Origin of the sequence: Glutamicibacter sp. JL.03c, assembly GCF_025854375.1 — a bacterium.
In the GTDB taxonomy this organism is placed as follows: Bacteria; Actinomycetota; Actinomycetes; order Actinomycetales; family Micrococcaceae; genus Glutamicibacter.
Genome location: NZ_CP107575.1, coordinates 966,706 through 988,032 on the forward strand (window position 1 = coordinate 966,706; position 21,327 = coordinate 988,032).

At 59.4% G+C, this 21,327-nt stretch carries 20 protein-coding genes and 2 tRNA genes; 9 read left to right on the forward strand and 13 right to left on the reverse strand.

Features of this window, described 5'->3' with window-relative positions; translation table 11 throughout:
• Window positions 1–6 precede the first annotated feature (6 nt).
• Both dnaG and OF385_RS04440 read left to right on the forward strand, forming a co-directional pair.
• Window positions 7–1,884: a DNA primase gene (gene dnaG, locus OF385_RS04435; protein WP_264277170.1), complete on the forward strand. Its 1,878-nt coding sequence runs from the start codon at window positions 7–9 to the stop codon at window positions 1,882–1,884.
• 53 nt (window positions 1,885–1,937) lie between these two features.
• A tRNA-Asn gene (locus OF385_RS04440) sits at window positions 1,938–2,010 on the forward strand.
• A gap of 42 nt (window positions 2,011–2,052) precedes the next feature.
• On the opposite strand, the gene OF385_RS04445 is transcribed toward OF385_RS04440, so the two are convergent.
• The 5 genes from OF385_RS04445 to OF385_RS04465 form a co-directional block, all read right to left on the reverse strand.
• Window positions 2,053–2,886 carry a hypothetical protein gene (locus tag OF385_RS04445; RefSeq protein ID WP_264277171.1) on the reverse strand — a complete coding sequence of 278 codons (834 nt, stop codon included), beginning with the start codon at window positions 2,884–2,886 and terminating at the stop codon, window positions 2,053–2,055.
• A gap of 116 nt (window positions 2,887–3,002) precedes the next feature.
• Entirely contained in the window at window positions 3,003–3,377 is a 375-nt protein-coding gene (locus OF385_RS04450) for a PH domain-containing protein (protein WP_264277172.1), read from the reverse strand.
• Window positions 3,378–3,485: 108 nt separating this feature from the next.
• Window positions 3,486–3,923, reverse strand: a complete 438-nt coding sequence (locus tag OF385_RS04455) for a 6,7-dimethyl-8-ribityllumazine synthase (protein WP_264277173.1) — start codon at window positions 3,921–3,923, stop codon at window positions 3,486–3,488.
• Window positions 3,924–4,032: 109 nt separating this feature from the next.
• Window positions 4,033–5,055: an LLM class flavin-dependent oxidoreductase gene (locus tag OF385_RS04460; protein WP_264277174.1), complete on the reverse strand. Its 1,023-nt coding sequence runs from the start codon at window positions 5,053–5,055 to the stop codon at window positions 4,033–4,035.
• A gap of 38 nt (window positions 5,056–5,093) precedes the next feature.
• Window positions 5,094–5,387, reverse strand: coding sequence for a helix-turn-helix domain-containing protein (locus OF385_RS04465; RefSeq protein ID WP_264277175.1), 294 nt, complete (start codon window positions 5,385–5,387; stop codon window positions 5,094–5,096).
• A 46-nt stretch (window positions 5,388–5,433) separates the two neighbouring features.
• Between OF385_RS04465 and map the strand changes: the two genes are divergently transcribed.
• Window positions 5,434–6,207: a type I methionyl aminopeptidase gene (gene map / locus OF385_RS04470; protein WP_264277176.1), complete on the forward strand. Its 774-nt coding sequence runs from the start codon at window positions 5,434–5,436 to the stop codon at window positions 6,205–6,207.
• A 175-nt stretch (window positions 6,208–6,382) separates the two neighbouring features.
• Here map and OF385_RS04475 read toward each other — a convergent pair whose 3' ends face one another.
• From OF385_RS04475 to OF385_RS04490, 4 genes are read right to left on the reverse strand one after another with little or no spacing between them, the layout of a single operon-like run.
• The gene (locus tag OF385_RS04475; RefSeq protein ID WP_319019236.1) at window positions 6,383–7,150 is read right to left on the reverse strand and encodes an ABC transporter permease; all 768 of its coding nucleotides are present in this window, start codon (window positions 7,148–7,150) and stop codon (window positions 6,383–6,385) included.
• Complete coding sequence (locus OF385_RS04480; protein ID WP_264277177.1) at window positions 7,147–7,938, reverse strand: ABC transporter ATP-binding protein; 792 nt, start codon at window positions 7,936–7,938, stop codon at window positions 7,147–7,149. Before OF385_RS04480 ends, OF385_RS04475 begins: the two co-directional genes overlap by 4 nt.
• Window positions 7,939–7,949: 11 nt before the next feature.
• Window positions 7,950–8,312 (reverse strand): DUF1048 domain-containing protein, encoded by a 363-nt coding sequence (locus OF385_RS04485; RefSeq protein ID WP_264277178.1) that lies wholly within the window; start codon window positions 8,310–8,312, stop codon window positions 7,950–7,952.
• A complete protein-coding gene (locus OF385_RS04490; protein WP_264277179.1) occupies window positions 8,309–8,659 on the reverse strand; it encodes a PadR family transcriptional regulator in 351 nt (116 codons plus the stop codon). Before OF385_RS04490 ends, OF385_RS04485 begins: the two co-directional genes overlap by 4 nt.
• A gap of 209 nt (window positions 8,660–8,868) precedes the next feature.
• Here OF385_RS04490 and OF385_RS04495 point away from each other — a divergent pair, with 209 nt between their 5' ends.
• A complete protein-coding gene (locus OF385_RS04495) occupies window positions 8,869–9,498 on the forward strand; it encodes a maleylpyruvate isomerase family mycothiol-dependent enzyme (RefSeq protein ID WP_264277180.1) in 630 nt (209 codons plus the stop codon).
• A 67-nt stretch (window positions 9,499–9,565) separates the two neighbouring features.
• Here OF385_RS04495 and OF385_RS04500 read toward each other — a convergent pair whose 3' ends face one another.
• From OF385_RS04500 to OF385_RS04510, 3 genes are read right to left on the reverse strand one after another with little or no spacing between them, the layout of a single operon-like run.
• Entirely contained in the window at window positions 9,566–11,914 is a 2,349-nt protein-coding gene (locus OF385_RS04500; protein WP_264277181.1) for a GNAT family N-acetyltransferase, read from the reverse strand.
• Between the two features lie 12 nt (window positions 11,915–11,926).
• A complete protein-coding gene (locus tag OF385_RS04505) occupies window positions 11,927–13,270 on the reverse strand; it encodes a lysine N(6)-hydroxylase/L-ornithine N(5)-oxygenase family protein (protein WP_264277182.1) in 1,344 nt (447 codons plus the stop codon).
• On the reverse strand, window positions 13,270–14,787 hold the full coding sequence (locus tag OF385_RS04510; protein WP_264277183.1) for a pyridoxal phosphate-dependent decarboxylase family protein: 1,518 nt from the start codon (window positions 14,785–14,787) through the stop codon (window positions 13,270–13,272). The genes OF385_RS04505 and OF385_RS04510 overlap by 1 nt, the downstream gene beginning before the upstream one ends.
• A gap of 344 nt (window positions 14,788–15,131) precedes the next feature.
• Here OF385_RS04510 and OF385_RS04515 point away from each other — a divergent pair, with 344 nt between their 5' ends.
• The 3 genes from OF385_RS04515 (at window position 15,132) to OF385_RS04525 (ending at window position 17,708) form a co-directional block, all read left to right on the forward strand.
• Window positions 15,132–16,379: an MFS transporter gene (locus OF385_RS04515; RefSeq protein WP_264277184.1), complete on the forward strand. Its 1,248-nt coding sequence runs from the start codon at window positions 15,132–15,134 to the stop codon at window positions 16,377–16,379.
• 43 nt (window positions 16,380–16,422) lie between these two features.
• Window positions 16,423–17,496, forward strand: a complete 1,074-nt coding sequence (locus OF385_RS04520) for a glycosyltransferase family 4 protein (protein WP_264277185.1) — start codon at window positions 16,423–16,425, stop codon at window positions 17,494–17,496.
• Window positions 17,497–17,635: 139 nt separating this feature from the next.
• Window positions 17,636–17,708: transfer RNA gene (locus tag OF385_RS04525), tRNA-Asn, on the forward strand.
• Between the two features lie 323 nt (window positions 17,709–18,031).
• Here OF385_RS04525 and OF385_RS04530 read toward each other — a convergent pair.
• Window positions 18,032–18,991, reverse strand: a complete 960-nt coding sequence (locus OF385_RS04530) for a methyltransferase family protein (RefSeq protein ID WP_264277186.1) — start codon at window positions 18,989–18,991, stop codon at window positions 18,032–18,034.
• A gap of 492 nt (window positions 18,992–19,483) precedes the next feature.
• Between OF385_RS04530 and OF385_RS04535 the strand changes: the two genes are divergently transcribed.
• Both OF385_RS04535 and OF385_RS04540 read left to right on the forward strand, forming a co-directional pair.
• Window positions 19,484–20,323, forward strand: a complete 840-nt coding sequence (locus OF385_RS04535) for a phage holin family protein (protein ID WP_264277187.1) — start codon at window positions 19,484–19,486, stop codon at window positions 20,321–20,323.
• An 89-nt stretch (window positions 20,324–20,412) separates the two neighbouring features.
• The gene (locus tag OF385_RS04540; RefSeq protein ID WP_264277188.1) at window positions 20,413–21,318 is read left to right on the forward strand and encodes a DMT family transporter; all 906 of its coding nucleotides are present in this window, start codon (window positions 20,413–20,415) and stop codon (window positions 21,316–21,318) included.
• Window positions 21,319–21,327: the final 9 nt, after the last annotated feature.

Consider the following 21,327-nt stretch of genomic DNA (forward strand, 5'->3'; position numbering starts at 1 on the left):
GGAATCATGGCAGGGCTGATCAAGCGTGAAGATATCGACGAGGTGCGCAACCGCACCGACCTGCGCGAGGTCGTCGAATCCTATGTCACGCTCAAATCCGCGGGCATCGGCTCGTACAAGGGCCTGTGCCCTTTCCACGACGAGCGCAGCCCTTCCTTCCACATCCGCCCGCAGCTGGGCACCTTCCACTGCTTCGGCTGCGGCGAATCGGGCGACGTGATCGCCTTCATCCAGAAGATGGACCACTCCTCGTTCACCGAAACCGTGGAGCTGTTGGCCGCCCGGATCAACTACGAGCTGCACTATGAGGACGGTGGACCAGGTCCGCGCCGCGAGGACTATGGCAAGCGACAGCGCCTGGTGGACGCGCACAAGATCGCCGAAGAATTCTTCCGCGCGCAGCTGGCCACCGAGGAGGGGGCCGCCGGGCGGGAGTTTTTGGCCGGGCGCGGCTTCGATGCGGAAGTGGCCGCGCAATTCTCCGTCGGCTACGCGCCCAAGGGATGGGATGCACTGCTCAAGCATCTGCGTGCCAAGGGCTTTGCCGATGACGAGCTGAAGCTGACCGGCATGTTCTCCGAGGGCAACCGCGGGATCTACGACCGCTTCCGCGGCCGGGTCATGTGGCCGATCCGCGATTTGTCCGGGGCGACCATCGGCTTTGGCGCACGCAAGCTCTACGAGGATGACCAGGGCCCGAAGTACCTTAACACCCCGGAGACTTCCCTCTACAAGAAGTCCCAGGTGCTCTACGGCCTGGACCTGGCCAAAAAGCAGATCTCCAAGAGCCGGCAGATCGTGGTGGTGGAAGGGTACACCGACGTGATGGCCTGCCACCTGGCTGGGATCACCACCGCGGTGGCCACCTGCGGCACGGCCTTCGGCACCGACCACATCAAGATCGCCCGCAGGCTGCTGCAGGATGACGGCACCGGGGGAGAAGTGATTTTCACCTTCGACGGCGATGCCGCCGGGCAGAAGGCCGCGCTGCGCGCCTTCGAGGAAGACCAGCGCTTTATTGCCCAGACCTATGTCTGCGTGGAACCTACGGGGGCTGACCCCTGCGATCTGCGCTTGCATCGCGGGGATGAGGCGGTGCGCGAGCTGATCGAGCTCAAGCGCCCGCTGTTCGAGTTCGCGATCCGGGCCGAGCTGAAGAAGTTCAACCTGAATACGGTGGAAGGCCGTGTGCAGGCGCTGCGCCAGACCGCTCCGATCGTCGCCCAGATCAAGGACTCGGCCATCCGCCCGGCCTACGCCCGCGAATTGGCTGGCTGGCTTGGCATGAACAACGAGGACGTGAACCGCTCGGTGGGCGCGTCGATCAAGCGGGCCCGGCTGCCCAAGAATGCCGAGCAGCAGCTGCCGGCCCCGGCCCAGGGTGCTCAGCAGCCGGTGGCTGCGCCGGCTTTTGAGCGCCCGGATCAACGCGACCCGGTCATGCGCCTGGAGCGCCAGGCCCTGGAAGTGGTGATCCAGCAGCCGCAGCGCTTGCAGGATGAGCAATGGCAGGCCTTCTACGAGGCGAGGTTCATGGCGCCGGCCCATTCGGCGGTGCATGACGGAATTGTTGCAGCTTCTAGCGCTGGTGCTTCGGCCACCTCGTGGGTGGAAGTGATCCGCGATGAAGTTCCCGAGCAGCTGCGCAGCTTCGTCTCGGAGCTGGCGGTGACCAGCATTCCGGCCTCGGATGAGCACAGCCTGAACCGCTATTGCGCCGACATCATCAACGGATTGATTGAGCTTCAAATCACACACCGGAAGGCTGAGCTGATCGGCCGTTTGCAGCGCGCCGAGATGGAGCCGGAAGGCGAGGAATACGCCCAGATCAACCGGGAATTGATGGAGCTGGAGATGCGCCGCAGGATCCTGCGGGGCACCTAGGGGATCGATTTTGCATTAGCGGAAATCTTCGGTAAAGTTATATCTCGTTGCAATCCTCCATAGCTCAATTGGCAGAGCATTCGACTGTTAATCGAAGGGTTACTGGTTCAAGTCCAGTTGGAGGAGCTCATCGAAGAATCCCGGCTCGCGAAAGCGAGTCGGGATTTTTTATTTTCCTGTGGCCGGGTTCCACAGGCGCCGTGATTCCAGATACCAGAAGTAGGCGAACAGCCCTATCTGGAACCACTCGACGATGAACAGGGCTTCGTCAATGCCGGAGAGCAGCAGGATCGGCCAAGCGATCAAACCCAGCGCCATCAGTCCGAGGATGATGCGATATCGGTTCGGAGTGCCGCCGCTGGTATCAGCTGGGCACATGGGTGCGTGGCCTAAATGGCTGGCAATGGCGATGCCCATGGAGAAGATCAGCAAAAACGCCGCGCTGGCATGAACCCATGCGAAGGTTTTTCCTTCGATGGCTCTGAAGAGCAGCAGCACGACAAATACGGCGAGCAGGCCGGTGCTGACCCATCCCAAGGTCTTGGTCAAGGAGCTATGTGCCAGGGCTTGGTGCGGGGTACGGGCGGTCTTGATCCCCAGCCAGGCAAAAGCCGCGCTCACCACCAAAACGGCAACGATGGCCACGCGAACCGAGAGGATCAATTTGCTTTGCTCGCCTGGGGCCAGCGTGGAGAGCGTCTCGCCGAGCTTGGTGGGAACCAGGGCGACGAACATGGCGTAGAACCCCGCCAAATTCAGTGCATAATCCTCCAGCTCCTCGCCGCTGTACACCACCAGCAGGGCTCCGGTGGTCACCAGCATGGCCACGAACAGATCTCTGGCAGGGCCCAGGTAGTAGGAACTGAGCGAGTCCTCGATGCGGTGATTCACGAGGCCGTAAATCACGATGGCCACCACTAGAAGCAGGGGAACCACGAGCAGCATGAGGCGCACATAGCGCAGGGTATCGCGACCTTGAGAACGTTCTGCTGTGCTGTGCATACATGCATTCTGTAACGAAGGCGGTGGATTCGGGAAAGAGACTTGCCCAGTGAACAAGGATATTCTGGAATTCTCATGGTAAGCGCATGAGGGAAGTTACTTGCGCGCCAGCGTAGCTATAGTGCGTAGCTGGCGATCAAATGCGACAGGGCCCGAACATCAACTTTGCCCTTGAACTCCAGACGGACCTTGCCCAAAGAACTGAACCAAAGATCCAGTTCTGCGTCGAGATCGAAAGATCCCGCTGTCTCGACAGAGAAAGTCTGGATTTTCGAATAGGGCAACGAAGTGTAATCGCGCTTCTTGCCGGTCATTCCCTGGACGTTGACGGCGATAAGCCGCTTGTTGGTGAAAACCACGTAGTCGCGAGCACCTTTAAACGCAGCAAGCAGTTCTTCGCCGGCAACGAGCATGGGCATGATTTCTGGTGCTACTTGTGCAAGATCCCAAGGGCCCAATTTGAAGACTGAAGAATTATTAAAATCGATCATGTCCTGATCGTACTGAAGCAGAAGGACAGGATAGGTGCAGCTCAGGCGCGCTGCCTGGTCCCACGAGATGAGGAGTAAGCAACGCGCCTGATGACCGTCTGCTGGAGACTAGAGTTCGATGGCTGCCACGGCTCGAACCGCGCGAGCTGCTTCGGCGCCCTTCTTCAGGAAGTGCTCGAAGTAGAAGGTCTGGTGCTCATCATTGGAGTGGAAATGGTGCGGGGTCAGGCTCACCGAGAACGTCGGCACGTCGGTATCCAGCTGGACGCGCATTAGCCCGTCGACTACGGCTTGGGCGACAAAGTCGTGGCGGTAGATGCCGCCGTCGACAACCAGTGCGGCGGCGACAATCGCATCGTACTTTCCGCTCTTGGCAAGGCGCTGTGCCTGTAGCGGCATTTCGTAAGCGCCAGGGACGGTGACGGTATCAATGGTGTATCCGGTACCTGAGGCGTCCATCTCGGCGGTGAATCCGGCCAGTGCCTGATCGACAATATCTGCGTGCCAGCTTGCCTTGATGAAGGCGACCTTCAATGGATTGCTCATGAGTTTCTCCCTGTTCCTCGTCCGAAAGTTCAGTTCCTATGGCCCTAGCCTAGTGACCAGTGACCGGCGGGCTTAATTGCCCGGCGAATCGGCGTAACTATTACCGTCGTTAGCGCCAGCCGAGCTGCGGGGCGACATGGGCGAGGATCGACTCGATGACGTGCGCGTTGTACTCGACGCCCAACTGGTTGGGAACGGTCAGCAGAAGCGTATCGGCTGCGGCGATGGCTTCATCTTCGGCCAGCTTCTTGGCCAGCTCGTCCGGGTCGCCGGCATAGGATTTGCCGAACACCGCGCGAGTCTTCGCATCGATGTTGCCAATCTGGTCTGAACTGTAGCGGTCGCGGCCGAAGTACTGCCAGTCGCGTTCATCGGTCAGGGCGAAGATGCTTCGGCTCACCGAGACACGAGGCTCGCGCTCATGGCCAGCTTCCTTCCATGCATCGCGGTACAGCTGGATCTGCTCGGCCTGCTGGACGTGGAAGGGCTTGCCCGATTCGTCATCCTTCAGCGTGGAGCTTTGCAGGTTCATGCCCAGCTTGGCGGCCCATACCGCAGTGGCGTTCGATCCGGAGCCCCACCAGATGCGCTCGCGCAGGCCCGGAGAATGCGGTTCGATCCGCAAGAGCCCTGGTGGGTTGGAGAACATCGGGTTGGGATTGGGCTCGGCAAAGCCCTCGCCGGAGAGAACTTCGAGCAGCCGCTCGGTGTGGCGCCGTCCCATATCGGCATCGGACTCGCCGGCTTGCGGCTCGAAACCGAAATGGCGCCAGCCGTCGATAACCTGCTCGGGTGAGCCGCGGCTGATGCCCAGCTGCAGCCGGCGATTGGAGATCAGGTCCGCTGAGCCGGCGTCTTCGGCCATGTACAAGGGATTCTCGTAGCGCATGTCGATGACGCCGGTGCCGATTTCGATGCGACTGGTTTTAGCGCCGATGGCAGCCAGCAAGGGGAACGGTGAGGCGTACTGCTGGGCGAAGTGGTGCACGCGGAAATACGCGCCGTCCGCGCCCAGTTCTTCCGCGGCCACCGCGAGGTCGATGGCCTGCAGCAGGGCATCCGAAGCACTCCGGGTGCCTGACTGCGGATGGTCGGTCCAATGGCCGAAGGACAAGAATCCGATGTTCTTCATACTTGAGCCAACAAGTAGTTTCGGGTGGTTATTCCGTCCTAGCGGTGGGCGAGCTGCCTGGACCGAGGTTCGGGAGAATCTAGATCGCCCGGCTGGTTCAGTGCTGACCAGAGCTGGTCGAGTGACAGGTTCAGCACGGCTGCCACGGCGGCGATCGTTGAAAATGCCGGGGTGGCCACGCGCCCGGTCTCGATTTTCCGCAGGGTTTCGGGGGAGAGACCCGCTTCGAGGGCTACATCCAGGATGGTTCGCTCGCCACGCGCGCGTCGCAGGATAGATCCAAGGATCTTCCCTTGTTCAAGTTCTTTGGCGGTGAGCGGTAATCGGACCATAGGAAAATTATAGTACCGGTACTATATGACCGGTATAGTTATTGGCATGATTGAAATTCTCACACCTGCAGAAGTGGATAAGGCCCGCGAAACCGGAGCTTTGGTCGGAACGATCCTGGCGACACTCAAGGAACGGGTCCACGTCGGAACCAACCTACTGGAGATCGATGCGTGGACCAAGGCGATGATCCTGGGGGCCGGCGCCGAGTCCTGCTACGTGGACTACGCTCCGGCCTTCGGCAACGGCCCGTTTGGGCACTATATCTGCACTGGAGTAAACGATGCGGTGCTTCATGGTCTGCCACGTGACTACGCCCTGGTTGAAGGCGATCTGCTGAGCCTGGACTTGGCGGTCAAGCTCAACGGCATTGCCGCCGATGCGGCGATCAGTTTTGTTGTCGGCGCCGAGGGCACCGAGGAAGACCGGAAGTTGATCGAAACCACCCGGCAGGCCCTGGCCGCCGGTATTGCCGCGGCCGGTCCGGATGCCAAGATCGGCGATTTGTCCTACGCCATGGGATCGGTCATCAAAGCTGCCGGGTACACGGTGAACCTCGAATTTGGCGGCCACGGCATCGGCTCGACCATGCACCAGGATCCGCACGTATCCAACGATGGCCGCCCCGGACGCGGCTACCAGTTGCGCCCAGGACTGCTGCTGGCATTGGAGCCATGGATTATGACTGATACCAACAAGCTCATCATGGACAAGGACGGATGGACGCTGCGTAGCTCCACCGGATGCCGCACCGCGCACACCGAACACACCATCGCCATCACTGAAACCGGCGCGGAAATCCTGACCCTGCCTCGCGCCTAGGTCCACCAGGTCTTCGGGTCCTGCGGCCTGTAGGGGGACCGCCGACCATGGGCAAACACCTGTCCGATGTGAGCGGCAAGGTTCTGGATGGGCCGCGGTGCACAGCAATGCTCTATTCAGCGGCTCCCATTGCGCACTTGACCGGGGGTTGGCGTTCCGCCGGCTATTGAATTGCCTAGCTGGAGATTTTCGTTCGAAAGACACGCGTTGCTGCACCCCAACCCAGTAGTGCGACGGCAACGAGCCAAGCCAAGGCGATCGGGAGATTGGTTCCCACTGGCTCCTGAGCCAGCAGGGCTCTGAGGGACTCGACGATTGCGGTGATCGGCTGGTGCTCGGCAAACCAGGCCACCGGAGCTGGCATGGAATCGGTGGGCACGAACGCTGATGAGATCAAGGGCAGGAAGATGAGCGGATAGCTGAAGGCGCTCGCTCCATCAACGGATTTTGCACTGAGGCCTGCAAGGACCGCAATCCAAGTCATCGACAAGGTGACGAGGCAGAGCAATCCAATGACCCCAAGCCACTGGGCGAACGAGGCGCTCGTGCGAAACCCCATGATGAGAGCTACGGCCAGAACCAAAGCCATCGAGGCCAAATTGGATATCAAGGACGTAGTCACATGGCTCCACAGGACGCTTGAGCGCGAGATGGGCATGGCGCGCAGGCGCTGCACCAGCCCGTCACGCACGTCCAGAAATAGCCGGTAAGAAGTGTAGGCAACACCTGAGGCGATCGTGATAATCAGGATCCCAGGCAGCAGGTAATTCACATAGGGCTCGGTGGTTTGCGTATCAATAGCACCGCCGAAGACGTAGGCAAACAGCAGCAGCATGGCAACCGGTGTCACCGCGGTGGTGATGATGGTGTCGGGGCTGCGCAAGATGTGGCGCATTGAGCGGCCGGTGAGAATTCGGGTTTCGTACAAGGACGCGATGCTCATGTTTCGCTCCGCTCTGGCCGCGATGCGCGGCTGATGAGCTCGAGGAAAATCTCCTCCAGCGTGGGTTTTTTGGTGATCAGCTCCGTTGGCGCTGGCGGAAGCAGTGCTTGAAGCTGGGGGAGCGTCCCTTGATGGATGATCGATCCCTCGTGCAGGATTGCAATCCAGTCCGCCAGGGCCTCGGCTTCATCGAGGTATTGCGTGGTGAGCAGGATGGTAGTTCCGTCCGCCGCCAAGGTGCGGATGGATTGCCAGGTTTCGCGACGCGCCTGCGGATCCAGCCCGGTGGTTGGCTCATCGAGGAGGATGAGATCGGGGGAGCCGATAAGGCTCATGGCAATATCCAGCCTTCGCCGCATGCCACCGGAGTAGGTGCCAGCTGGCCGGTTCGAGGCCTCGGTGAGGCCAGAACGTTCCAGCAGCGCGTCGGCGGCGGCCGTCGGGTCTGCTACTCGACGCAGCCGGGCGATGAGGGTGAGGTTTTCGCGACCTGTAAGAACGTCATCGACCGCCGCGAACTGCCCGGTCAGGCTGATAGACTCGCGAACTTTCCCCGGGGAGTGGGACACATCGTTTCCGCAGACCGTGATCGACCCTGAATCTGCCGGTAGCAGGGTCGCGAGAATGCGCACAAGTGTGGTTTTCCCGGCGCCGTTGGAACCTAGCAAGGCAAAAATGCTGCCCGCTGGGACCGAAAATTCAACTCCGTCAAGGACCCGGTGATCCTTGAATGATTTGGCCAATCCATGGACCTCGACAACGGGACTCTCCGCAGGGGTTGCGTTCATGATCATTCACCTCACGTGTCTTGTTCGGCTTCGTCGATGGTTTCAGCCAAGCGCCTGCGTTCCTTGTCGGTCCAGCGCTGGCCGCCGTAGGCTGATGCGAAATCGTCGGCAAAATCAGCAGGATCGCTGCCTGTGATTTCACGCAAGGCGGTGCCATGTGCGGCGGCCTGTTCAAAGAGGTCGGCGAGGTCGGTGAACATCGTGACCATGGTGTCCCCATCGGTGATCCCGCTTTGGGCCAGCAGGTATCGATGGATGCCCAGAGCGGCCTTGGCGTAGGGCTGGGGCAATGATTTGAGGCGAGTGCTCTGTTCCTTGTACTGCTTCTTTTGCTCGAGGGAGCCGGTGATGTTTTCAATCCATTTGGCGGTCATGATTCTCTGCTTTCGTCGTTGCCGTCGGGGTGGGGCAGGGCATTGATGCGGGAGACTAATACGTTCCAAGTAGCCCAAAAGTCCGAGAGCTGCTGTTCTCCGGTGTTGTTCAAGGTGAAGACCTTGCGTGGCGGCCCTTTTTCGGAGGGCACCTTTTCAACTGAAACCAATTTCTTCTGCTCAATGCGCACCAGGAGCGCATAAATGGTTCCTTCAGCGAGATCTGTGAAACCGCGATCCCGCAATCCGGTGGTGATCTCGTAGCCGTAGGCCGGACGCTCGGCCAAGATGGCCAAGACGATTCCTTCCAGGGTTCCCTTGAGCATCTCGGTCATTTGTGATGCCATCGCGAACCTCCTATCTACTTAGTGTTATTGAGTACAAGTAGATAGTAGAACTAAGTAGCGGTATATAGCAACACTTACTACCGAGAATTTTTTGCAGCGGCCTGGCGCGCGTTTCCAAAGATCGGCATGACGGGCGCAAATCAAAAGCGCTGCAAGAACAACCTGGTCGATAGGGTAGGGAAACAGTCAACCACCGAGGAGTAAGCCGCATGCAATCCACACAGCTGTGGGAATTGGTGAGAAGCGAGCGCGAGAGGCTTTCGCGGCTCTTGAATGACCTCGACCCGTACCAGTGGCAAACCACAACGTTATGCCGGGCCTGGAGCGTTCGCCATGTAGCCGCGCACCTCGCGGCGGCAGGTTCAACCGGGACGGGCCAATGGCTGCTGAATATGGTGCTCAGCGGATTTAGTACTGATCGGCACAACGATCGGCTCTTGAAAAAATATTGGGGGACCTCGGCAAAGCAAACGCTGGAAAATTTTGATAGATCTTGCGTTCAATCCAGGGCGGTTTTCAATTCGGTGCCGGGTTTGCTGGGAGAAATCGTGGTCCACAGCCAGGACGTTGCCGTCGCGCTGGGCCTGAAGCTGGAACCAGACCCTGCCGCGGTTCGTGAAGTTGCCCGGTTCTATTCCACGCGGGATTTTGCCGTTAACAGCAGGACTTTGGTCAAAGGCCTCAAGCTCGTCGCCACGGATGACTCCTTCACCGCCGGACACGGAGCTGTAGTGCGCGGCCAGCTATTGGATCTGGTGATGGTTATGGCAGGCAGGCCAGCATTCCTGCGGGAGTTGGAGGGCGAAGCAGTTGAAGAACTCCGCTTGAGGCTTTTGTGAGGCCGGGAGCGCAGAAAGCATCGCGTCGCACGAATACTGTGCGACGCGATGCAAATTTTGATGGGCGCTAGTTGGCGGCCAGCACTGCAAACGCCAACGGGTTATCCAGGTCGCCGGCGTAGAGCAGGCCGCCGGACTGGTCGGTCAGATCCAGCATTTGCTGGTTGTTGCGCAGCTGCAATCGGTTCAGGCAAGAGAGCGGGAACGATTTCTCAAAGAGCCCCAGCTCGTCAAAGCGCTGCGCAAATTCTGGGTGCTCGGCACGATAATCCAGCAGTCGTTCAACCACGATCTTCCAGAAGTCCTGTTCGGGCATGATGCCTTCGAGATCCAGGAGCGGTGCCAGGAAACGGAAGAAGGAATCGAATACGTCGGTGAAGACCGAGAGAACCGGATCTCCACCGGTGCGCACCCGGCGGATGTCTTCCGGCAACTGAACCCGGTCGGAGAGCACCGCAATTTCTTCGCCCAGATCCTTGAGCAGCACCTTCTTCACCGCGCCGTTTTCCAGAATCATGATCACATTCTCGCCGTGCGGCATGAAGACCAGATCGTAAGCGGCCAAGCAGTGCACCAAAGGCACCAGATAGGCGTCGAAGTACTGGGCCAGCCATTGGGCAGGGTCCAAACCGCTGCGCCGGATCAGCGCCGCGGCGAAGGACTTGCCCTGTGAATCCACATGCAGGAGGCTGGCCATGGTGGCCAGGGTCTGGCCCTCTTCCAGCAGGTTGATCGGCGATTCGCGCCAAAGGGCAGCGAGCATCTTGCGTTGCGCTGCGCTCTTGTCGGTCGCCGCTTCGAACTGCGGATTGCGGTAGCCGACGGCCGCAATTTCCCGCAGCAGGGCTACTGGCTGGGTAGAGAGCACCGGATCGCTCTCGAACAGCTCTCCCAGCCACTGGTTGATGGCTGGGGTGACCTTCATGTATTCAGCGCTCAAGCCGCGCATGAAGCCCATGTTCAGGATGGACATCGCCGTCTTGACATAGTGCCGGGTCGGATCCGAAAGGTTGAAGAAGGTGCGGATGGACTGCTGGGCCTGGTATTCGTCGTGGCTGGTGCCGAGCCAGATCAGCTGCTTGCGCGCAATATCGTTCGCGAAGGTTACCGACAGGCGGTTTTCCCACTGCCAAGGGTGCACCGGCATCAGGATGTAGTCCTCGGCTGGGTAGCCAGTGCCGAACAACGCCCGGGCCAGCGCCTGTTCCAGCTCTTCGCGCTCGCCGTCATCCAGCTGGCTGGAGAGCAGGGCTTCGTAGTCCAGGGTGTCGATGGCATCGAACCGGGCGCGGGATTTATGCGCCGCGGCCCAGCCGAGATTCACTGCGGCACCGGTTTCCGGCGCATAGCGCAGGTAGTCGCTGCGGCCTATGCCCATGCGGCCATTGTTCGCGACAAAGCAGGGGTGGCCTTCGGTCATGGAGGACTCGACCAGCTGGAAGGACTGGGCCGCGGTGCCAGGGAACTGGGCCAGGGCGGCCGAATCGTGCGTGGAATGGGACTGCTTGTAGCAATGGCTGGACAGCGTCGAGGACAGCTCTTCCAGATAGGTCGGCAGCTGGGCTTCGGAGAGCGTGAGCTCTTGATAAAAACGGGTCACGAAATCGATGACATCGACCTCGGAGGGCTGCCAGCTTCCGTTGATGAATTCGTGGTGCTCCAGGCTGGCTGGCTGGACCAGCCAGTGATTGAGCTGGAATTGGCGTGCGGCGAAGAGGTAGCGGTGCCCGTCCTTCTGCACCGAATAGGTGCCATCGCCGTGATCGGCCGGTTCCAGCAATCGTTCATGGGAAAACTCGCCCAGGGCCTTGGCCAGCACGTGGCGATGGGCGATTTCCCAGCGCGCGGGGGAGAGGAAGGACGAACCCAGGTTGTGGCCGGTGGCGGCTTCGAAATCGTTGCGGGTGCAGATCGATAGCAAGGCCTGCTTGATCGAGCCATCATGTTCGGCCAACTCAATCGGGCGGACCGGACGGAAGCCGACGCGGGCGTTCAGCGCGTGGATGGCCTTGTTGCGCACATCCGGCTCGACAATGATCCGCTCGATGCCAGAACGAGTGAAGGCATGGCCCACCGCGGCGGTCATGGCGTCACGGGTGAACCCCGATTGCGGCTGTTCGCTGGCCGGCGCCAGGAAATGCAGCCCGCGATCGCCTCGCACGTAGTTATAAGCCTGTGCCAGTGGCGAGGTGGCCGGGTTGTACAGCTCGACGAGGAACCGGGCGGTACCTGATTCATCGAGCCCGAGCAGGACCTCATAGTCGTCGGTGGCCAGCAAGGAGCTGTATTCGGTGGCGATCTGTTCTCGGGTGGCTTCGGGCATGCCCCAGAAGGCGGCGTGCTCGGTGGCGATCCAGGAATGGAGCAAGGCGGTGTCGTGCGGCAGGTCGACGGAGCGGAAAGTGAAGGTCGTCATGGGGTGGTGTCCTTAGGCGTGCGAGGTGGCAGGGGCGGCGGTGGGCAGTCCGGTCAGTTCCGCTGCGCCGAACTCCTGGAAGGCGATGCGTTCTTCGACCTGGTACACCTCGCGTCCGGCCAGGCGGTTGATGATCACCGAATTGCGGTAGGCACCCATGCCCAGATCGGGCGCGGTGAAGCCGTGGGTATGCAGTTCGGCGTTCTGCACGAAGATGTCCTGTTCCAGACCGATGGAGTATTCGCGGTCCACGTTGAAGCGGCCGTCGGCCAGGTAGCTGATGCGTTCGGTGATCCCGCCCAGGAAGTCGGGCACGCCGGCGCGGTAGCCGGTAGCCATCACCAAGTTGTCGACCGCGAAGTCCAGGTCCTTCTCGGTGCGTTCATGGCGCAGCGAGACGTAGATGTTCTGGTCATCTGCGGTGATGCTGGTGGCGGCGCAGCCGGTGCGAAGGTGCACGTTGGCCGGGGCGGCAATGCTGCGTTCGTAGAGTTCCTCATGGATCTCGTTGATCAAATCCGCGTTGATTCCCTTGTACAGGCCCTTCTGCTCGGAGGAGAGCTCATCGCGCTTGGCCATCGGCAAGCCGTGGAAGTGGTCGATGTATTCGGGCGAGGTCATTTCCAAGGTCAGCTTCGTGTACTCCAGCGGGAAGTAGCGCTCGGAGCGCGTGGCCCAGATCAAGTGGTCTTCTTCCGGCAGGCTGCGCAGCAGATCCAGGAAGATTTCCGCCGCGCTTTGCCCGCTGCCCACCACGCAGGTGACCTTGGCGCGGGCAGAGCCGGTGGAGGCCACGAGCCCGTCGCGTTCGAAGAGGTAGTCGCTGGAGTGCACCACCTTGCCGGTGCTCAAAGCGTTTTCGCTGATCACTGGTGGAAGGTAGGGCTGGGTGCCGGTGCCGAGCACCAGTTTCTGCGCGGTGAAGCGGCTCATTCCCGCCTCGGTGAGCACCGAGAGATTATAGAGGCCATCGCGGTATTCGCACTCCAGCACCCGATGCCCGAAGCGGACGCTCTGGATGCTTTCGGCGGCCCAGGCCAGGTAGTTGGAGTATTCCTGGCGCAGGGCGTAGAAGTCTTCGCGGATGTAGAACGGGTAGATCCGCTGCTGTCCCTTCAAGTAGTTCAGGAAGGAGTACTTGTTGGTGGGGTCGGCCATGGTGACCAGGTCCGCCATGAAGGGTACCTGCAGATGCGTTCCGGGAAGCATCATTCCCGGGTGCCAGACGAATTTTTCGGCGGCGTCGAGGACGGCGACCTTGAGGTCCTCGATGCCGTCGGTCAAGGCGGCAAATCCCAGGTTGAAGGGTCCGGCGCCGATGGCGATGACGTCGAAGTGCTCGCTTGGTTGATTCATTAGTTGTCTCCGGTGGTGCGTTCGGCCAGGATTTCGGTGCCGATGCGGCAAATGGCATCGAGGATCTCGCTGATGTCAGCCAGCGTGGTGTTGGGATTCAGCAAGGTGAGCTTGAGCAGGCGTTTGCCGGCCACCGTGGTGGCTGCGATCATGGCTTCGCCGCTCGCATAGAGCCGTTGGCGGATCTGGTTGGCCAAGGCATTATGCTCGGCCAGATCCAGGCGGTGCTGAGGATCTTCGAAAGAGAAGACCAAGGTGCTCAGTTGCACGTCAGCCACCAGATGGAGCTGGGAGCGCATGGCGAGCTCTTGCTGGGCGTCTTCGGCCAGCGCAATGACCTGGTCGAACATTTCGCCCAGGCGCGAGGCGCCGAGCGTGCGCAGGGTGACCCACAGTTTCAGCGCGTCGAAGCGCCGGGTGGTCTGCAGGGACTTGGAGACCTGGTTGGGGGTGGCGGCGGCCTCGGCGGCCGGGTTCAGGTATTCGGCGTAGTGAGCAATGGATTCGAAACTCGCTTCCGAGCGAACAATCAGGGCGCTGGAACCGATGGGCTGGAAGAAGGACTTGTGGTAATCCACGGTGACCGAGTCGGCCTGCTCGATTCCACTAAGCCGATGGCGGTGCCGGCTCGACACGAGCAGCCCGCAGCCGTACGCGGCGTCCACATGCAGCCAGGCGCCGGCCTCGGTTGCGATCTGGCGTAGCTCGGCCAGAGGGTCGATGGCGCCGAAGTCTGTAGTGCCGCTAGTGGCGGAAATGGCCATGGGGATCAGGCCTGCGTCGAGGTCTTCGGCCAGCTGGTCGCGCAAGGCCTGGGCATCCATGCGGTGCTGGGCATCGGTAGGGATGGCGACCGCTGCTTCATAGCCCAGCCCCAGCAGCATCGCGGCATTGCGGATCGAGAAGTGCGCGTCTTCGGAACAATAGATCCGCAATTTCGCCAGGCGTTCGGGCAGGGAACCTTCGAGCCTGGCCGTTGCGGTATTGCGGGCGATGAGCATGGCTTGGAGATTGGACTGCGTGCCGCCGGATGTGAAGATCCCGTCAGCGGTGCTGGGATCATAGCCGATGAGTTCTGCGGTGAAGCTGACCAGCTTGCGCTCGATCAGGGTGGCGCCGGCGCTTTGGTCGAAGGTGTCCATCGAGGTATTGATGCTGGTGACGAAGTTTTCGGTAACAACCGCTGGGATGGCTACGGGGCAGTTGAGGTGGGCGGCGTACTTGGTGTCATGGAAGTAGACCGCGTCGTCGAGGTACAGGGCGGTCAGCTCGTTGAAGGACTGTTCAGTCGAGCCCAAGGGCGAATGAAGATCCACATGGTTGATCTTCGCTGCCATCTGCTGCGGTGTCGGCCCGGTGGTAGGGGCGCTGGTAGTCGCGAATCTCTCGGCGACGAAGGATACAGCATGGCGTGATGCTTCTTCGTAGGCTTCTACGGTCTCCGAGCACAACAGCGCGTCGTCGTAGAGCGGGAGGGGAACATCAGGGATTTGCAGGGTAGGTAGTGAGGCACCCAAGAGCATGCTCCTCAGATAGAGTCAATGGATATTTGGTCAGGCTCACCTAACAAGAATCTATTAACAACATAAAGCAATTAGTTAATGCAAGTCGAGAAACCCAAGTCTTGCGAGGATGAGATTTTTTCGACATTTTTCGACCTTGCCTACTGATCCTGTGGTAAATTGCCAGCTGACCTGAAGTTTGAAGGTTCATCTTTTTAGCGAATAAGTGGAGAAGCGGAGTAAATCCCTCTGCTTGAATTGTTTGTGAAATAACGCTAATCGTTCGATTGTATATTGAAGGCAACGGTGATGGCATTCCTGTATGCTCAACCAACTGGAGCAAGGGGGTGCACGTCACGATGGGTGAAACCAGGCAGCGTTTCCGCAGCCAGCGTTATCTCCTTGGGTCCAACGCCGCGGATGCTGCTAGTCGAACACTGGCGGACATCACCGTTGACCTGCTCTTTGTCGGTGCGCTGAGCGCAACCGCCTTCCAGATGGGGCTGCTGAACACGCTCGGATCGCTCGCTTTCGTCTTCGCCAGCATCCCGGCCGGACACCTTGTGGACCGGCGCTCGGCGCTGAAAGTGCTGCGCATTGGATTGGCCGGGAAGATAGCAGTTCTGGCCTGCCTCGCGGTGCTCGCGATCAGCGGGGCGTTGGATATCGCGCTGGGCATGATGTTGTGTGTGCTGTTAGGCATCTGCAATGTCTTTTCTGAAACGGCGCAAACTGCCGCAGTACCCAGGCTCATCGGCGAAGACTCCGACACGCGGGCCGTGGGCATCAGCAAGCTCATCGCACGACTGGGTGCAGCGGATCAAAGCCTGACAGTGATAATTCCTGCGCTCGCCGGTACCGGCTTCGCCCTGTTTGGCGGGCCGGCGTTGCTGAGCCTGTCCGCAGCACTCGGCGGTTTCGCCTTGATGCTGGCATGGAGGGTTCTCGAGTATCGCGCCGGAAACACCGCCAACGAAGTGCACGATCGCAGCGCAAGCTCCGGCTCGATGCTCACCGGCCTTCGCTACCTGGTTTCCAACCGCTTGCTGCTGGCCACCACCGTATCTGTGGCGCTTTCCAATCTGGGGTTGGCCATCGGATCATCTGTGGATGCGATCTTCATCATCAACGACCTTGGCTTTGGCGAAGCCGGGTTCGGCGCCTATGCCTCGGTCTCGGGCGCTGGAGGATTGATCGGGGCACTGCTCGCTACCAGGATCACTGGAAAGTATCCATCGCCCACCCTCTTGTTGTGGACCGGGCTGGCTCAAATAGTTCTGGCTTCGATGGTCCTGGCCGCGGCATTTACGAGCGATATCTGGAGCATTTGCTTGCTCGGTCTTACAGCCTTGGGCTGGGGGAGCGTGGCTTTGATCTTCAATATCTCTGCTTCGTCGTGGCTGGTGGAGATGGTGCCAGAAGAATTGCTTGGGCGGGTACTGAGCGCTCGCCGCCTGCTGACTTTCGGCGCAGTTCCCATCGGCAGCTTGCTCGGCGGCGCGTTGGGCTCCGCGCTAGGTACCCAGGCAGCTTTAGCTGGCTGGGTGGCGGCAAGCGTGAGCGCGGTGTCGTGTTTCCTGATCCTGCGAGTACCTGCCGACCGCTAGGCTGGAAGGTGTTGGATCCGAGAAACCAAAGGCAACTGCGCACGTGAAACTTGTTATCGACGCACGATACACCCGCATTACCCACCATGACGGAATCAGCCGATACACTGCCGGCTTGATCGCCGCGGCCAGCAAGTTGGCAGACGTCACCATGCTCATTAACGACACCCGCCAGCTGGCCATGCTTCCCGAGGTGCCCTACCTGAAGATCTCCGCCCCCACTAGCGTGCTTGAACCCTTTGTTGCCTTGCAGATCAACAAGCTGAAGGCCGACGTGGTGTTTTCGCCCATGCAAACCATGGGGACCTTGGGCAGGAACTTCCCCGTCATTTTGACGCTTCATGACCTGATCTACTATGCGCATCCGCATGCGCCGAAATTCCTGCCGGCACCGATCAGGGTCGGCTGGTTCCTGTTCCATCAGGTCTACTGGCCGCAGCGGCTACTCCTGAACCGGGCGGATGCGGTGGCAACCGTCTCCAACACGACCGCGGGCCTGATGCGAAAGCATCGCCTGACCAGGAAGCGCATCGGGCTGGTATCCAACGCTCCAACCGGTGGCTTTGCGAGACGGGATCCGGAAAAGAAGCCGCAGAGGACCTTGCTCTACATGGGGTCCTTCATGGAGTACAAGAACGTCGAGACCCTGATCCGCGCCATGGAATACCTCCCGGATTTTGAATTGCATCTGCTCAGCGGCATCAAGGAGCCCCGACGCCAGGAGCTCACGGAATTGATTCCAGCCGGGGCAGCCATCGTGTTCCACGATGGCGTGAGCGATCAGGAATATGAACAGCTGCTCAGCGAATGCACTGCCTTGGTGACGCTCTCGCGAGAAGAAGGCTATGGACTGCCCTTGGTGGAAGCCATGAGCATGGGCACACCGGTAGTTGTCACCGATATGCCGATCTTCCAAGAAGTAGCTGAGGAGGCGGCCCTTTACTCCTCGCCCGACGACGCTCCCGGATTCGCCAAGCAGGTGCGCACCTTGGTTGACCCGGCAACCTGGAAAGATTTTTCTCAACGTGCGGTACAACGCGCGGAACACTACTCCTGGGAGCGCTCTGCCCAGCAACTGCTGGAACTAGCCAAGTATGCGTCAGATCACAGGAAATGAGTTCCGGATTTTCCGCCCGGGCAACAAGCTGAAACAAGGTTAAATCGCGGAAAAGTGGCGAGAAATCGAGGCCAATCTGTCGAGTGGCTGCCGATTTGAAAACCTGACTTGGCCAGTGCTAAAGTATTACTCGTTGCATTCCTCCATAGCTCAATTGGCAGAGCATTCGACTGTTAATCGAAGGGTTACTGGTTCAAGTCCAGTTGGAGGAGCTTTCATGAGGATCCCGGCTCGCAGGCGCGAGTCGGGATTTTTTCATTTGCGCGGGCCGAAGCTCTTCCAACGCAGATGCGCCTGGGAGGCCTTGGCTATGGGCCGGAAGCCTTGAATTTCAGGGTGCTGATGCCGCTTGCTTCTCTTGGCAAGGGTGGGATAACGGCCAGCGGGCCGTTGGAGGCGTGGCGGCTTGAATCACGAACTATTCGGATGTCCTCCATCAAGGGCCGGGCAGGTCCAAGCCGTTGTAACAGGGATCCATCGCGCAGCTGCGCGTGACCGTAGAACGCCAAATACCGCATTCAGGCCCTGCGACAGCCTACTGGCGCCTGCGGATTTTCGGGAGCCAGCAGGACACTCGGCTTCGATAGGCACGGAACTCGTCGCCAAAGGTCGTTTCGAGATTGGCTTCCTCCGACGGCCTCACCAGCCAATTCCAGAGCAGCGATCCGGCGAAGGCGTAAATGACAACGAGCCAGGAGCTCGACACTAACCCCACCGCCATACCCTGGAGTATTCCTGCGACAGCCATAGGATTTCTCACGAAAACGTAGGGGCCAGAAATGACCAAGTGGTTCGGCATCGCCGACGGCAATGGTGTTCCTTGTCCACGGGTGGACATGGTCACAGCAGACCAAATGCCCAAGCAGCTAGCCAGTATCAATACGCAGACCCCGAAGGCCCGAGTCCAAAGTGCGAAGTCGATGGCCAATCCCAAGCGCTGCTCTGCTTGGATGATAATCGCCGGAATGATGCACAAGAACAGCACCCAAAAGAGGATGAGCTGCCTTATGGTGCGCCAGAGGTGGCTACGGGTAGCTTGCATTGGCGCAGTGCGAAAAGCAAAAGGTCCACGCAGTAATAGCTCGGTCGGAATCCTCCCGCATAGAAGTTGTGTGCCCGCAAGAATCGAGCAGACCGAGGATGCCATCATCAGCAGCGCGCCAAAACCAGCTGTTCGGGTGGCCAGGGAATAAGTCAGCAGCCCGAAGGTGACAATGAGAATCCAGGGGACAACGATCCAGACGGCTCGCCGCAACCCGCAAGCGACCAGCACTGAACCAACGGCAAAGAGGGGTATGTCGAACCACGCGATTATCCCCGCCGGTAAATCGCCAAGGGTAGCTGCGCGAATCTCATCGACGGCAAAAACACCAATCCACCAGCACACTCCAGCCAGCGATTGGAGCGCAAAGTAGCTACGAGACCAGATATGTGGCCGTGACCGGGCTATTGAGCTCCGAGCTTGATCTTCGTTCCGATATGAGGCGTCCTGCATGGAATAACCCTACGTCAGCGCAAGGGCGAAGAATCGCAGAGCGGCGGCAACAAGCGGCATTGATGCGGATCAGTCCACGCAATGAACTTTGCGCTAACCCCAAGCATCACCGAGGTCATGTGCAACAGGAGATGGTGTTGGCCAGCGTCGGAGGATTCTTGCAGTATCAGCCGCTGGAGCTTCGTGTGATGCCGCGTGCAGATTTGGTGGAAGTCACCAGTACTGGATCTGACGTCCGAAGCGAATCGGAACGGTTCGGTCGTCCCAAAATTGAACTCGGGGAAACAACTAATTTGAAGTGGTTACCCGGCAAAGGCTGGATCTCCTATAACCTCAGGTGATTAGACGATAGACTTTCGAATCGTTAACAGTTACACCCACAGCATGAGTTTGGGCTATGGGTTTTACGCCTGACGACTGAGTCGTTTGGGGCAACCGGGGTGCTAGCGTGAGATACGCCGGTTGCTGCGCGATCGAGAAAATGGAGAAACCATGACTGAAGCTGAATCGACGCAAGCTGACGAAAGCCTAAAGTCGAGCGTCAAGAGTGCGAAGGCGCAGGTTGATGGACTCAAGGAGCTTGTTCCACAACAGCTCTCAGACGAAGTCAAGCTGGCGACGACCGTACTTAAGGGCAAAGGAATCAGCCTTGGCGTGGCAGCGGCACTTGCAGGTGCTGCACTCGTCGTGGTTTTGCTTTTTGTGATTGCCGTCGTGGTGACCTTGGTAAACGTTCTGGCTATCTGGCTTCCTGGATGGGCCGCAGCACTGATTATTGCCGGCTTCTTCCTGCTGGTCGCAGCCATCTTGGGGTTGGTGGGATACGCCAAGGTGAAGAAGGCGCTGCCGCTGAAGCCCGAAGCAGCAATTAGAGGCATTCGCCATGACTTGGGTGTGCTCAAGGATGGCAGCGAGTTCGACGTCAGCACGCTCGACGAACCGCTGAAGAAGAAGTCTGATGAAGATGACGATAGCGATAAGAAGAAGGAACCAAAGCCGCCAGCACCAAGCGCTGACGAATTGATCCTTCGGACCCGCCGTCGTCGCCGCCAGATTCAGGCGCTGCGTGACAACCTTGGTGAGAGCGTTCAAGCGCCGCTGGCCAAGATCGACAAAGTACGTTCCTTTACGCAAAGCGCTGGAGACAAAGTTTCCGGTGCGGCGGCCAAGGCTCGTGGATTCGTCCGACCAGCGTCTTCGGCTTCCGAAGATCAATCGGAGGCTGACAGAGCCAATGGCCAACGCTTAGAGCAGGCACGTCCGTACCTGGTGATGGCTGGATCAACGCTGGCACTGGGTGCAGTAATTCGCGCACTATTCAAGCGCTCCTAAGTTTTCGACTGACGGGGCGGCGCTACAGCGCCTATTGGAACTGGGTTGCCCCGTTACGTACGAAGAATTTAGGTTAGAAAGGCACTGACATGGTCTGGATCGCTATTGCGGCGGCACTATGCAGTGCCTTTTGTCTTGCCTTCGGCGCCCATTTCCAATCCATCGCAGTACGTAATTCGGTCGATGGACTGGAACTGACACTCAAAAACGCAGGGAAGCTCGCCGCCAATAAGGGATGGATGGGCGGACTGCTGCTCATGATCCTGGGCATGGCGCTCAATGTTTTCGCTTTGGCTAGCGCCCCGTTGACAGTGGTGCAGCCAATTGGCGCAATCGCGCTGGTTATTACCGCCGTGGTGAATGCCAAGGAAACCGACATCACGATGAATCGCCCCACGGTGATGGCGATCATCAGCTGCATGGTCGGTTCGGTCGGATTCGTCCTTCTGGCAGTGACAGCAACCAATAGCAACCATGCAGTGACCGAAGCTCAATCACATCTGATCGAACTGATCCTCGCAGGAGTGGTCGCAATCGTGGGATTAGCCACCATCCTCTTCCATCGGAAGCTCGGAGCGATCTTCTTCATCGTAGGCGCAGGCGTGCTCTTCGGATTCGTTGCGGTGCTGGTGCGAACCATTGCCATCGCTGTGCTGGGCATCGGCAATAGCAGCTTCCTGCAGTTGCCATGGATCGCTGGTCTGGCCGTTATCGTCGCAGGTCTCCTTGGCTCCTATTTCGTGCAAAAAGCCTACTCAAAGGGACCTCCTGAGTTGGTGATCGCGGGTTTGACCGTGATTGACCCGATTGTCGGCATCGTCATTGGCGCCAGCATCCTCGGCGAATTGCGCCCCGATGTCCCGATGCTGGTCACGGTGCTGATGCTGGTGGCGGCTGCATTGGCTATCGTCGGTGTCATGGCCCTGTCACGCCATCACCCGGATGTGATCGAGCGACGCAACCAAGCCGAAGCTGACAATCAATTGCCAGAGTAGAAATAGACT

Coding starts and splice junctions, on each gene's coding strand:
- OF385_RS04485 (WP_264277178.1), bottom strand. CDS start 8,312: ATGACCGCCAAATGGATTGAAAACATCACCGGCTCCCTCGAGCAAAAG.
- map (WP_264277176.1), top strand. CDS start 5,434: ATGATTGAAATTCTCACACCTGCAGAAGTGGATAAGGCCCGCGAAACC.
- OF385_RS04445 (WP_264277171.1), bottom strand. CDS start 2,886: ATGCACAGCACAGCAGAACGTTCTCAAGGTCGCGATACCCTGCGCTAT.
- OF385_RS04480 (WP_264277177.1), bottom strand. CDS start 7,938: ATGAACGCAACCCCTGCGGAGAGTCCCGTTGTCGAGGTCCATGGATTG.
- OF385_RS04500 (WP_264277181.1), bottom strand. CDS start 11,914: ATGACGACCTTCACTTTCCGCTCCGTCGACCTGCCGCACGACACCGCC.
- OF385_RS04475 (WP_319019236.1), bottom strand. CDS start 7,150: ATGAGCATCGCGTCCTTGTACGAAACCCGAATTCTCACCGGCCGCTCA.
- dnaG (WP_264277170.1), top strand. CDS start 7: ATGGCAGGGCTGATCAAGCGTGAAGATATCGACGAGGTGCGCAACCGC.
- OF385_RS04515 (WP_264277184.1), top strand. CDS start 15,132: ATGGGTGAAACCAGGCAGCGTTTCCGCAGCCAGCGTTATCTCCTTGGG.
- OF385_RS04450 (WP_264277172.1), bottom strand. CDS start 3,377: ATGATCGATTTTAATAATTCTTCAGTCTTCAAATTGGGCCCTTGGGAT.
- OF385_RS04465 (WP_264277175.1), bottom strand. CDS start 5,387: ATGGTCCGATTACCGCTCACCGCCAAAGAACTTGAACAAGGGAAGATC.
- OF385_RS04505 (WP_264277182.1), bottom strand. CDS start 13,270: ATGAATCAACCAAGCGAGCACTTCGACGTCATCGCCATCGGCGCCGGA.
- OF385_RS04530 (WP_264277186.1), bottom strand. CDS start 18,991: ATGCAGGACGCCTCATATCGGAACGAAGATCAAGCTCGGAGCTCAATA.
- OF385_RS04535 (WP_264277187.1), top strand. CDS start 19,484: ATGACTGAAGCTGAATCGACGCAAGCTGACGAAAGCCTAAAGTCGAGC.
- OF385_RS04495 (WP_264277180.1), top strand. CDS start 8,869: ATGCAATCCACACAGCTGTGGGAATTGGTGAGAAGCGAGCGCGAGAGG.
- OF385_RS04455 (WP_264277173.1), bottom strand. CDS start 3,923: ATGAGCAATCCATTGAAGGTCGCCTTCATCAAGGCAAGCTGGCACGCA.
- OF385_RS04490 (WP_264277179.1), bottom strand. CDS start 8,659: ATGGCATCACAAATGACCGAGATGCTCAAGGGAACCCTGGAAGGAATC.
- OF385_RS04460 (WP_264277174.1), bottom strand. CDS start 5,055: ATGAAGAACATCGGATTCTTGTCCTTCGGCCATTGGACCGACCATCCG.
- OF385_RS04540 (WP_264277188.1), top strand. CDS start 20,413: ATGGTCTGGATCGCTATTGCGGCGGCACTATGCAGTGCCTTTTGTCTT.